Genomic DNA, 10,819 nt, shown 5'->3' with positions numbered 1-10,819 from the left:
GATAATGGGACTGCTAACGGATAATTGATATGTAGTAATGCCAGATTGCCTTTTAGCTTTTGCTGCCCTGCCCAGTTAGTCGGCTATAAAGATCACGAATCAAATGGCGTAGGATAGTCGTCCTGACTATGCATGGTCAGGCAAGATGCCTGACCTGCAAGAATTGAACCTCAAAAGATCCACGTACCTAAGTAAGACGGCGCAGTTAATAAAACCTGCGCAGGAGACACTGGTCTGCTAGAGTAGGCCGTCTTTTAGAATGCCTGCTACATGAAGGTTCTGAGTAACGGGGAATCAAGAGTTATAGGTTTAGTATCCAGGGCCCGAAGACATGACTTCCTACCCTCTTCAGGGAATTTTGGCCTTGAGTCTGGGACATCTAGGACTCGATGGCAGAAATGAACCTGCTGTTGTTTTTTTGAAAGCCTTGATGTGTCTAGGGTTCTCTTTCTGCCTACTTTGCACAGACATAGCTCTACATCTTTCTGCTCTCTGCCTTCCGGTACTAGTGCAGCGTCAAGACTTAATTTTAGGATGGCCACCTTCTGAAAGGTCTGTCAAGAAAGACTTTCGGGAAGCACTAACCCTAATTCTTAGCTCTACGCTGCACTCGTCTTTGACTCAGATCTAAAGCGACTGCCTTACAAGGTGCTGAATCCAACCCGTAGGCTCTGCCGTACTGACTGTACAACTCCACCCTGTGGGGCTTTAAGCCGTTTGTTGGATGAAAACATCATGTTTAGAGAACTAAGAAGCTTACGCAATGGCGTCATTGCGATCGCCACCTGTCTGGTAGTGGTGGCGCTGTCATCCCCGATGATGGGTCGGGTGCTGGCTCAGACCCCGTCCGCTACCGCGACAACCGTAGCGGTGGCACCCTGGTCTGGGCCTAGCGCCGGGTTGGGTGAGCAGATCGACGCCAGCCTAACAGCGGCCACAGCACCGCTCCTGGCCCAGGGGCTCAGTGAACCGATTGTTACCTACATCGCCATGCTCAATGGCCAGTCAATTGTGCCCAAGGCGGCCAACACCAGCGCCCGTGGGGTCGTGGGTGCGGCCCTCTCAGGCAATCGTCTGGTGCTGCGCGGTAGCTTTCGCGAGTTGACTAGCGCCCCCCGAAACTATGCGACCGATCCGCTCGATCCACCTAACCCCAACGTTACTTCGGCGATGCATGTGCACCGGGGTAGCCCGAGCGAAAATGGGCCGTTTCAGTATGCGCTGGAAGTAACCCTAGATGCCAGTGGCCGGGGTGGCAGCGCCATGGGCGACTACACTCTGACCCCGGAGCAGCTGCAAGCGCTGCAAAATGGCATGCTGTATATCGACCTGCACACCACCCGCAACCGCGGCGGTGAACTGCGGGGCATTTTGATGCCGGCTTAGACCTGGTCTGATCGGGGGGCAGCTCAGCGCCTTAGCCCCCCGATGCATGGCACCCGAGGAATAGCAAAGACCTAAATCAGGGTACTGCATAGAATTGCGGTACAATTGCGCCGTATGATTGCGCGTCCTCGCTCGACAGAGGGGCGAGTGTCTAGGCATCCGGCGGTTATGGATTTTGATCAATTGACCTCGACAGATGCCGAAGCGCCTACAGATGCAGACCTGTGGCGGGCTCTCAGAGCGGGGCAGACCGATGCTCTAGGCCCTCTGTACGATCGCCACGGGGGGTTGGTCTACGGCATTGCGTTCAAGCTGCTGGGGCAGACCCAGGAGGCCGAAGACCTGACCCAAGATATTTTTGTGAAGCTGGCCAAGTCTACGGCCTACGACCCCAAGAGAGGATCGTTTAGGACATTTCTGGCGATTTTGACGCGATCGCGAGCCATAGACCGGCTGCGATCGCGTCGGGTAGCCCGAGCTTCGGTCGAACGTCTGCAAACAACGGCGGTGCCATCTAACCCCACTCCTGCCGACGCCCTAGCCCAGGCTGAGCGCACCGAGGCGGTGCAGGCGGCGCTGACCCAGCTGTCTGACAGCCAGCAACAAATACTGCGCTTGGCCTACTATGAAGGGCTGTCTCAGTCCACCATTGCCGAGCGGCTCGACACTCCCCTGGGCACAGTTAAAACCCACTCTCGTCGGGGTCTATTAAAGCTGCGGCAAATTCTTCAAGATCGCTGGGGTACCTAGCACTATGACCGAGTCGATCTCACCGGCACAACTCCAAGACCTGTTGGCGGGCTATGTGCTCTATGACCTTAGCCCCGAGGAGTCGGCTACCCTAGCCGATCTGCTGGCAGCCAACCCCCATTTACAACAGGATATCGATCAGCTCCAGCAGACCCTAGAGCTGGCCTACAATGGCGAGCCCGTCAGCGCTCCCGAGTTACTAAAAAATGCGGTAATGCAGGCGGCGATCGCGCCCATTGCTGCTGCTAGTCCAGCACCGGCCCCAGAGCCCGCCCGCCCGGCCCGCCGCTGGGGTCGCCTGTGGAGTGCTGCCGCTGCGGCGCTGATTGCCGGTCTCAGCCTGAGCAACCTCATGCTCTGGCGCAATCTTCAGCTAGAGCGGGCCAGCCGCCTGGGCGACGACACCCTGACCATTGCCCTGGGCTCTGCCGATGACCCAACGCCCGGCCAGGCCCAGGTGGTGATCAACCCTGACACCCTAGTCGGCTCACTGACGGTAGAAAATTTGCCGCCCCTAGAGCCGGGCAGCGTCTATGTGCTGTGGACGGTGGTAGACCCCAACGCCGCCGAGACCCTAGACGCCAAAGACGCCATTCTCACGACGGTCTTTACCGTAGATGACGAGGGCCGAATGTCGCAGCCGATTGATCTGCCGCCGGTCTACCGCCGCGATCGCAGCCTTGTCCGCGCCGTCGCCATCACCAAAGAAAGTGCCGCTGCCCCCCAAGCGCACCAGTCGGCTCCGATCTTGATCCAGCCGCTCTAGGCGTGCCCCTCCCCCGACCCATTGGCGAGATAATTGAGCCATGGTTCACAAGAGAGGTGTATGTTGGCTCCATCGGTTTTGCCTGACACTGCGTTTATCGACCCCCGGGGCCACAATCGGGCCGCCATTGAGACCCTGTGGCAGCAGGTGGCGACCCAAATTCTCGACTATCTGGCCGGGGCCGGCAACGCTGTACCGCTGCCAGGGGTAAACGATTTCACGTTTGAGGGCATTCCCGAGCAGCCGACGGCGATCGCCCCCCTGCTCGACTCCTTGCGCGCTCTGATGGCCCAGTCGATGAACCCAGCCCACCCCGGCTACATGGGCCATATGGATCCACTACCTACTACTGCCTCCATTGTGGGCGACTGGGTGGCGGCGGCCCTCAACAACAACATGCTCAGTGTTGAGATGTCGCCAGTGCTATCGCGGCTTGAGCCGCTGCTGTTGGCGGCGATCGCCCAGCTGTTTGGCCTGGGAGAAAAAGCCGGGGGGATGCTGACCAGCGGCGGCAGTCTGGCCAACTTGCAGGCGCTCACCGTTGCCCGCAACGTCAAGCTCAACTGTCTTCAGAAGGGGTTGGCCGGTGGCCCGCCGCCGGTGATCTTTGCCTCAGAGCTGGCCCATACGTCAGTGCAAAAGGCGGCGATGGTGCTGGGCTTGGGCCTAGAGGGGGTCGTGCTCGTGCCCGCCAATGCCCGTGGGCAGATGGATGAGGTAGCCCTGGAGGAGCAGATTCGAGCGGCGATCGCCCAGGGGCAGCGCCCCTTTGCCGTGGTGGCGACGGCGGGCACCACCGTGACCGGCAACATCGACCCGTTGCCCAACCTGGCCCAGATCGCCAAAGCCCACGACCTCTGGCTGCATGTAGATGCGGCCTACGGCGGGGCGATCGCCTTTTCGCCTACCCATCGCCACCGGCTGGCGGGCATTGAGCAGGCCGACTCAGTCACGTTTAATCCGCAGAAGTGGCTCTACGTCACCAAGACCTGTGCCTCAGTGTTATTTCGCGACATGGGGCTGTTGCACAGCCACTTTCGGGTGGCGGCCCCCTATATGAAGGCTGAGGCCAACTGGGCCAACCTGGGAGAACTGTCGGTGCAGGGCACCCGCCCCACCGACGTGCTCAAGCTGTGGCTCTCTCTAGCGCACCTGGGCAAGGCGGGCTGCGCTGAACTGATTGACGCCAGCTATGCCCTGGCCGACTCCTTTGTGGCCGAGGTGCGGCAGCGGCCCTACTTAGAGTTGGCCAGCGACCCCGACATGAACCTGGTGTGCTTTCGGGGGTGCCCCCCAGCGCTAGCGCCCGATCGCTGGGATGCCTGGAATGCTGACCTACAGACCTATCTGTTGCAGCAGCACCAGACCTTTTTCTCGCTGCCGGTGCTGCGGGGGCAGCGCTGGCTCAAGGCGGTGTTGCTCAACCCGTTTACCACGGCAGAGCAGGTCAAGGAGCTGTTTTTGGCGATCGATCGCTTCGCAGGTCGAGAGAGTCTGGGGTGAGAAACCCCCTGTGCTTGACCTGATTAACTCCTGATACCAAAACCGAGTCGCACAACCCCGATTTGGAACCGATACCCCGTAGGGACATTGCACTGCAATGCCCCTACAAACCGGGGTTATGGGGTTCGGGTTTGCGATCAGTCCTTCAGCGAAGCCATATCAATCACAAAGCGATATTTCACATCACTTTTCTGCATCCGTGCGTAGGCCTCGTTGATATCTTGAATCTTGATCACTTCTACGTCTGAAGTGATGCCCTGCTGGCCACAAAAATCGAGCATTTCCTGAGTCTCGGCAATGCCACCGATGAGTGACCCCGCCACCGATTTGCGCCCCATGATCAGCGGCACAGTATTCAAGGTTGGCATCAGGTTTCCTAGAAAACCGACCAGTACCAGCGTGCCGTCGAGTGCCAGCGTTGGCAGATAGGGGTTGAGATCGTGCTCGACCGGTACGGTGTCGATAATCAGCTCAAACTGTCCCTTCACGGCCTCCATCTGGGCGTCGTCGGTGGAGAGCACGATGTGGTCTGCCCCCAGACGACGGGCATCTTCCTCTTTGCCGGGAGAACGGGTAAACAGCGTCACCTCTGCGCCCAGCCCCTTGGCCAGCTTTAGCGCCATATGCCCCAAACCCCCAAGACCAACCACCGCCACCCGGCTGCCCTCACCTACCTGCCAATGGTGCAGGGGCGACCAGGTGGTAATTCCGGCGCACAGCAGCGGTGCTGCCCCTTTGGGGTCTAGCCCCTCGGGAATGTTCAGCACAAATTTCTCGGACACGACGATTTTTTCGGAATAACCGCCAAAGGTGGGGGTTTGATCTTGGCGGTCTTTGCCGTCATAGGTCATGGTAGGAAACTCTTCGCAGTATTGCTCTAAGCCCTGGCCGCAGGGCGCACAGCGCTGGCAAGAATCGACCATGCAGCCGACCCCGACGCGATCGCCAGCTTTAAAGCGCGTCACCTCTGCTCCTACACCGACCACTTGACCGATAATTTCGTGGCCGGGCACGACGGGGTAGGTCGCCCCTCCCCAGTCATTGCGGGCCGTATGCAAATCTGAGTGACAGACGCCACAGTAGAGAATTTCGATCTCGACATCGTCAGCGCGGGGCGCGCGACGGGTAAAGCGATAGGGGGCCAGGTCGTCTGTGGCAGACTTTGCGGCGTAGCCCAGTACATTGGTGGTCATAGTTGCTTCTCTAGAGTTAACAAGGCTCCTTAGTTATAAGGCTCCTTCATTGTTAGTAAGGCATTGTTGGGTTTTAGGGAATGTAACCGCAGACCTATATTTGCCGTCTAGAGGCCAAGGGCTGTCTGCATTTGGTAACTGCGGCCCTGAGAACAATCCGCCTGCGTTGTTCAGATTTGGCGGTGGCCCCCATGCCCGCAGGAATAACTCTCTTCAAAAACAAATCGTGCGATAGAGGGCGGCGGGCTTAAATCTCTGCGGCTGGGAGGATGGAACGGCTTTGTCTAAGGGTTATAACCCTAATGGTCTGATCTCTAACGGCATGGCAACGGTTGCAGTGCCGCCAGCTGTACGGCACTTAAGCAAACTGACAACGAGAATTTACAAAACACCGATGGATATTCAAGAGTTTGCGCCTGAAGAAAAACAGACAAAAAAATGGATTGAGAACGTGGCTCGCTTTGGCTATGCCGCCAAGGGCGTTGTCTATATAGTGTTGGGGTTTTTGGCTTTTTTGGCCGCCTTTAACTGGGGCGGCGAGGTCACCAGCAGTGAAGGGGCTTTGCTCACCGTTGCCAATCAGCCCTTTGGCAGAGCTGTGCTGCTTTTGGTGGCTTTGGGCCTGCTGGGCTATGTGGCCTGGCAGTTTGTGCAGGTCATTTACGACCCTGAGCACAACGACTCGGGGCTGAGCGCCTGGGCAAATCGGTTACCCTATGCCGCCAGTGGTTTGGCCTACGGTGGTTTAGCGCTGTTTGCCTTCAAGGTTGCATTTAACCAGCCCACCAGCAGCGGCGACTCTAGCGGTCAGCAGACGGCAACCCTGCTGGCTCAGCCCTTTGGCCAGTGGCTGGTGGGGGCGGTCGGTGTTGGTTTTGTGGCCCATGGTTGCTTTTACGTTTACCGGGCTTACTCTACTAAGTTTCGCCGTCATTTGAAGCTGCATGAAATGAGCGCCAAAGAAGAAATCTGGTCGACTCGTATGGGTCGGTTTGGGCTGACGGCTAGGGGCGTGGTGTCGATGATTGTTGGTTATTTCTTTATTCAAGCGGCGCGGGCCGCTGACCCCAGCCGGTCTGAAGACACTGAAGGGGCGTTGCAGGCGATTCAACAGCAGCCCCACGGGGCCTGGCTGATGGGGTTGGTGGCTCTTGGGTTGATGGCCTACGGCATTCACATGGGGGTGCAGGCTCGCTATCGACGCATTTCTCCCTAGCGATTAAATCAGCTTCAAAAGAGTGGGCGGGGTTTTGAGTGTTGTTTTGCAGCGTAGCCTTGGCCCGCTGCACCCTCAATTTGAAAGTATTAGACAGCTGTGCCAGTTTGCTTTGTTGTGGCCTTGGTTGGTTAAACGGGCTGCTTGGTATGCCTAGTTGCGGGGAGAGTGGGCTTGATTTTTGCGATCGCAGCCCCCGGCGGCAAGGGGTATGCCGTCAGGGGCGGGGGCTTTACTCAATCAGCACGGTTTTGGTGGCAATGGCCATCCAGACGGTTCCTGCTGGGGGGCTTGCACCCAGAATGTCACTGGTGGGCGGCACGGGGATGGGGTCGCTCCAATCGTTGGGGTCGGTGTAGCCGTGGGCGTGGAGGATTTTGATGGTGCGATCTATGGCGGCGAGGCTGCCGTAGAGCATGTGGCGTACCCGCTCTGGGCGAGGGTGGGGGGTGCTGCGCAAAGATGGCGGCAGATTAGATGCGCCGTGGTGATCGGGTTCGAGATATTCAAACATCGGTTCTGTTTTCCTTTTGTGGTTGCAGTGAGCAAGCCCTAGACCGCAAGTTCCCGACCGGGTGGGGTAGGGGGTTTCCCCTCCTGGGAGGGGTAGGGGTGGGTCTAACTCAGGTAGCCAACCGACTTACTCGCGGTAAGTAACCGGCTTATGGCTAAGACTGACCCACCCCGCCCTGCGGGCACCCCTCCGAGGAGGGGAAGGGCGGAGGAAGACAGAACGCGAAAACCCTAGCCACCCGCAGTTGAAGTGCAAACTGGGGGGGCTAGGGTACGATGAGCCTAGCCTCGCAATCTGCGCAGTAGATTTGCGGGGTTAGCTGTCTGTTGGTGGTGACACACCTTCAGGCAGCGCTAAGATTTTCGAGTTCTGCGTGGTCACCGTTCTGCTGAACGGCTTAATGCAAGAGAATAGTGGTACAAAAGCTCCCCGTCAACCGTGAGGATAAAAAATAACAGAATGCAGCGGAGAGTAGATAGGCAAAACAAATCTGTTTTGCCTATCTACTATTGGAAAGGCTATTATGCAGAATATCTACCGCTTCTTTATGCTAAGGAAGGGACTAGTTTGCAAATAGTCTAACCATCTGACCAATGGGAACAGTTAGGCAGTTTAGAACGATCCAATAAGTTATTAGGTATTTTTGTAACCGCAAACGCTTTTGTTTCAGGATATTTAAGTATCATTCTAGTCCTTATGCATTTCGAAGAGACACATTATGCTTGAGTGTATTGTATATATGCCTTCTCCGCTTAAACTAAAGGCTAATATTGAGAGCGACCAAGTTTTTGATGAAGTTGTACGTTACAACTTTGATCCAGGCTTACAAGTAAATGACGAAATGACAGTGGAGCTTCACTATGGAGGGTGGGAAGACAAACCTTTTTCATTTAAAGCACTGGTTGTTAGAATTGAGAAATTCATACAGCAGCATAAAGGAGATGATATCTTCAAGATTGAAATTTATATAGATTTGGCAGACAAAGAGGAGCTTCCAAGAATGCAAGAAATTCTTAGAAAATTCAACCCAGGCTCATTTGAGGAAGACTAAAACACCTAATTTTCATTCAATGTGTCAGGTAGGTGACAGCAATTCGTACGCAAAATATGGATAGACGTAGACATCTCCATGTAAATCAGTATGAGTCCCTTACTGATGAGATTCTTGTCGGAGTAGTTGACCGATATGACGCTCGAGTATGCCCCAAAGTTCGCATTGCTGATGCACTAAACATCAATCGATCAGGTATATCGAGTGAACAATTCACGTACGCATTGAAAGCACATTTTGATTTTGTAATTATAGACGAAGATTCTCTGGTCAGCTTCGCAGTTGAGTTTGACGAACCACATCACATCAAAGATAGAAATGCGATAGTTCGTGACCGTGTGAAAGGCGAAATTTGTGATGCTCTTGGACTTCCGCTTCTTCGAATTGGCAGTCAAGGCCTTGAAGAAATTGATGATACAACTGTTTTGGCGTGGATTATAGATACTTACTTCATTCGACTGGCATTTTCACTAGCTCAAGAGCAAAAGCTTATTCCACCAGATGCTGAATTCGAGTGGCGCATGTTTCTTCCATTACAAGACGGTTCACAGGGAAACAGCAAAATATATCCATTTGGAAGATGTTACAAGAAGATTCAGGATGCTATCGCTGAAGGACTGATTTTGGCTCCTGAGCCGCTAGTCACGAATATAAGCGTACCACCACTTTACTTTGAAGCCTTTGCTGGTGTTCCAATGAAAGATGGCTGTTTTCTGTTTGAGAGAGCTCGCTTTCGTTTCTTTGGCCCTTTTGCTTCAATTTATCCATGGGAGGTTTCAGAGCAGTTGGCCATAGCCGCTCTAGCTCGTAAAGTTGATCTCTTTCTTCAAGGAGAATACTTGCCTTCAAAAAACGACACACAAGATGTATTTCTTGAATCTGTTGCTGCCGAATATCACCGAACAAGAAGAGAATCACTTGATGATCCTATACCGCCTCAAAGGCCATAGTTTCACTGAGGATAGGCAGGAATTTTAGGTTGGGTGAAGCGCTAGAGTAATCCAACCTTCCTAATAGTTTTCTTGCCTAACAATCTACCCTAAGCGCACAAATTCCTTCGCCAATCCATGCGCGATCGCCGCACCCAAAACCCAGGAGTCATCTACTTCTTCACCGTTGTCATCTGCGATCGGCATCCCTGCTCCACTGCGATGAATTAGGAGCTGAATGCTTGGTTTGGGGATGTTGGGTTTCACTGCGTTTCACCCAACCTACATCTACTCAATGGTTGCGATCGCCGTAAAGACTATACTGAAAGACAACCTCAGCCATAGCCGCTCTAGCGAAAGCCCTATGTTAAGCCTGACCTATCCCCACATCGAAAAAATCGAGCACCAGCCCGCAAGATTGCAGCGTACCCCCCGCATTCGCGTCGCTCAAATTGTGATGGATTACCTCGCCTACGGTTGGTCAGTCGAAGAACTCTGCCGTCAACACCCCTACCTAACCCCAGCCGAAGCTCATGCCGCCATGGGCTACTACTTCGACCACCAAGACGAAATCGACCGAGAAATTTCTCAAGAATGGCAAAGCACTCAAGCCAGCATGGCTCAAGCACCCAAGTCGCCGTTCTACACTCGCATGAAAGCTAGAGGGCTGCTGTAGGTGACACCATTGGCCAATTTGTTAAAGACCTAGAGCTAATTGCCAAAGCTTCGGAACCTGATGATTGGAAAAATGCAGTGGAGTATATTCCTTACAAGTAGCCAGACTGTAGACACGGTAATGACTCCCAGTGTCAAGGTGACTAAGGAACCATTACAGTGCGATCGCAGATCTTTTGCGGGTTGGGTTAACTAAGAAAGCCCAACCATGTCAGGAAATTTTATTCTCACCCTATGGTGTTTTGAAAAGTAATTTCTCTGTCAGCACTTCAATCATTCGAGCAAATTCTCTGCTCAACATAACTCATCACGAATAAGCCTAGGACACGCAGATTCAGTGCCGAAGTGACAGCAGGTGTAGTGTAGAGTTGTGCTTAATTGTACTCCCCAGGTAGAACGTTTTTTATAACAGTAACTCCGCCAAAATTCTTTCCTGACATTCTCAGTAATTCATCACCTGAAAATTCAAAACCAAGTTTTAGTGCTATTCGCGCAACATCATCTGCAGTTGACGCTGCAAGCACCTCACTCTTAAGTGCCGGTTCAGACTGCATTTTCTTTAAAAATGCCTCAAGTTGATCTAAAGCCATATCGAAAATTCCCACTCTTATTCGCTAATTATATGTTAAAAGGGAAGCCGTCACAGACTTTAGCCAGAACCTACTATCCTTTCAAGCTATAGGCAATCAGCGGAATTCTCAATTGTAAAATTCTCTGCTGAGCTTGTAGGTTGGGTGAAGCGCCAGCCTAACCCAACTCCTCTGATAGTTCTTTTTTCAGTGGCTCTCTGTCCCGTAAAACTGCTAACGCTCATAGACTGCATCTATAGCAACCCA

Annotated in this window: 12 protein-coding genes; 8 read left to right on the top strand and 4 right to left on the bottom strand. The window is 53.9% G+C overall.

What is annotated here, in order from left to right; translation table 11 throughout:
* The first annotated feature begins 735 nt into the window (after positions 1 to 735).
* From AC0QKW_RS10175 to AC0QKW_RS10160, 4 genes are all read left to right on the top strand, one after another.
* Complete coding sequence (locus AC0QKW_RS10175; RefSeq protein WP_473150954.1) at positions 736 to 1,386, top strand: CHRD domain-containing protein; 651 nt, start codon at positions 736 to 738, stop codon at positions 1,384 to 1,386.
* A gap of 168 nt (positions 1,387 to 1,554) precedes the next feature.
* On the top strand, positions 1,555 to 2,136 hold the full coding sequence (locus AC0QKW_RS10170) for a sigma-70 family RNA polymerase sigma factor (RefSeq protein WP_473150953.1): 582 nt from the start codon (positions 1,555 to 1,557) through the stop codon (positions 2,134 to 2,136).
* 4 nt (positions 2,137 to 2,140) lie between these two features.
* Positions 2,141 to 2,902 (top strand): anti-sigma factor, encoded by a 762-nt coding sequence (locus AC0QKW_RS10165; RefSeq protein ID WP_473150952.1) that lies wholly within the window; start codon positions 2,141 to 2,143, stop codon positions 2,900 to 2,902.
* Between the two features lie 60 nt (positions 2,903 to 2,962).
* Positions 2,963 to 4,405, top strand: a complete 1,443-nt coding sequence (locus tag AC0QKW_RS10160; RefSeq protein ID WP_473150951.1) for a pyridoxal phosphate-dependent decarboxylase family protein — start codon at positions 2,963 to 2,965, stop codon at positions 4,403 to 4,405.
* A gap of 137 nt (positions 4,406 to 4,542) precedes the next feature.
* Here the strand turns inward: AC0QKW_RS10160 and AC0QKW_RS10155 are convergent, their stop codons facing one another.
* Entirely contained in the window at positions 4,543 to 5,598 is a 1,056-nt protein-coding gene (locus AC0QKW_RS10155) for an NAD(P)-dependent alcohol dehydrogenase (RefSeq protein ID WP_473150950.1), read from the bottom strand.
* Between the two features lie 394 nt (positions 5,599 to 5,992).
* Here AC0QKW_RS10155 and AC0QKW_RS10150 point away from each other — a divergent pair, with 394 nt between their 5' ends.
* Positions 5,993 to 6,814 (top strand): DUF1206 domain-containing protein, encoded by an 822-nt coding sequence (locus AC0QKW_RS10150; protein ID WP_473150949.1) that lies wholly within the window; start codon positions 5,993 to 5,995, stop codon positions 6,812 to 6,814.
* Positions 6,815 to 7,046: 232 nt separating this feature from the next.
* On the opposite strand, the gene AC0QKW_RS10145 is transcribed toward AC0QKW_RS10150, so the two are convergent.
* On the bottom strand, positions 7,047 to 7,328 hold the full coding sequence (locus AC0QKW_RS10145; RefSeq protein WP_473150948.1) for a hypothetical protein: 282 nt from the start codon (positions 7,326 to 7,328) through the stop codon (positions 7,047 to 7,049).
* Positions 7,329 to 8,046: 718 nt separating this feature from the next.
* Here AC0QKW_RS10145 and AC0QKW_RS10140 point away from each other — a divergent pair.
* Together AC0QKW_RS10140 and AC0QKW_RS10135 are read left to right on the top strand one after the other, a co-directional pair.
* Positions 8,047 to 8,379, top strand: a complete 333-nt coding sequence (locus AC0QKW_RS10140) for a hypothetical protein (protein ID WP_473150947.1) — start codon at positions 8,047 to 8,049, stop codon at positions 8,377 to 8,379.
* A 32-nt stretch (positions 8,380 to 8,411) separates the two neighbouring features.
* Positions 8,412 to 9,329, top strand: coding sequence for a DUF2726 domain-containing protein (locus AC0QKW_RS10135; protein ID WP_473150946.1), 918 nt, complete (start codon positions 8,412 to 8,414; stop codon positions 9,327 to 9,329).
* Between the two features lie 84 nt (positions 9,330 to 9,413).
* Here AC0QKW_RS10135 and AC0QKW_RS10130 read toward each other — a convergent pair whose 3' ends face one another.
* Positions 9,414 to 9,575: a hypothetical protein gene (locus AC0QKW_RS10130; protein WP_473150945.1), complete on the bottom strand. Its 162-nt coding sequence runs from the start codon at positions 9,573 to 9,575 to the stop codon at positions 9,414 to 9,416.
* A 97-nt stretch (positions 9,576 to 9,672) separates the two neighbouring features.
* Between AC0QKW_RS10130 and AC0QKW_RS10125 the strand changes: the two genes are divergently transcribed.
* The gene (locus AC0QKW_RS10125) at positions 9,673 to 9,984 is read left to right on the top strand and encodes a DUF433 domain-containing protein (RefSeq protein WP_473150944.1); all 312 of its coding nucleotides are present in this window, start codon (positions 9,673 to 9,675) and stop codon (positions 9,982 to 9,984) included.
* A gap of 373 nt (positions 9,985 to 10,357) precedes the next feature.
* Here the strand turns inward: AC0QKW_RS10125 and AC0QKW_RS10120 are convergent, their stop codons facing one another.
* Positions 10,358 to 10,573, bottom strand: a complete 216-nt coding sequence (locus tag AC0QKW_RS10120; protein WP_473150943.1) for a Nif11-like leader peptide family natural product precursor — start codon at positions 10,571 to 10,573, stop codon at positions 10,358 to 10,360.
* Between the last annotated feature and the right edge of the window lie 246 nt (positions 10,574 to 10,819).

Source organism: Pseudanabaena sp. PCC 9330, assembly GCF_055795045.1.
The sequence above is the reverse complement of the archived record's forward strand: the minus strand, read 5'-3'. Positions and strand labels throughout refer to the sequence as shown.

Bases quoted from the DNA above. Each gene is read 5' to 3' on its own strand.
- AC0QKW_RS10175 (WP_473150954.1), top strand. From the start codon at position 736: ATGTTTAGAGAACTAAGAAGCTTACGCAATGGCGTCATTGCGATCGCC.
- AC0QKW_RS10170 (WP_473150953.1), top strand. From the start codon at position 1,555: ATGGATTTTGATCAATTGACCTCGACAGATGCCGAAGCGCCTACAGAT.
- AC0QKW_RS10145 (WP_473150948.1), bottom strand. From the start codon at position 7,328: ATGTTTGAATATCTCGAACCCGATCACCACGGCGCATCTAATCTGCCG.
- AC0QKW_RS10155 (WP_473150950.1), bottom strand. From the start codon at position 5,598: ATGACCACCAATGTACTGGGCTACGCCGCAAAGTCTGCCACAGACGAC.
- AC0QKW_RS10140 (WP_473150947.1), top strand. From the start codon at position 8,047: ATGCTTGAGTGTATTGTATATATGCCTTCTCCGCTTAAACTAAAGGCT.
- AC0QKW_RS10120 (WP_473150943.1), bottom strand. From the start codon at position 10,573: ATGGCTTTAGATCAACTTGAGGCATTTTTAAAGAAAATGCAGTCTGAA.
- AC0QKW_RS10150 (WP_473150949.1), top strand. From the start codon at position 5,993: ATGGATATTCAAGAGTTTGCGCCTGAAGAAAAACAGACAAAAAAATGG.
- AC0QKW_RS10160 (WP_473150951.1), top strand. From the start codon at position 2,963: ATGTTGGCTCCATCGGTTTTGCCTGACACTGCGTTTATCGACCCCCGG.
- AC0QKW_RS10125 (WP_473150944.1), top strand. From the start codon at position 9,673: ATGTTAAGCCTGACCTATCCCCACATCGAAAAAATCGAGCACCAGCCC.
- AC0QKW_RS10165 (WP_473150952.1), top strand. From the start codon at position 2,141: ATGACCGAGTCGATCTCACCGGCACAACTCCAAGACCTGTTGGCGGGC.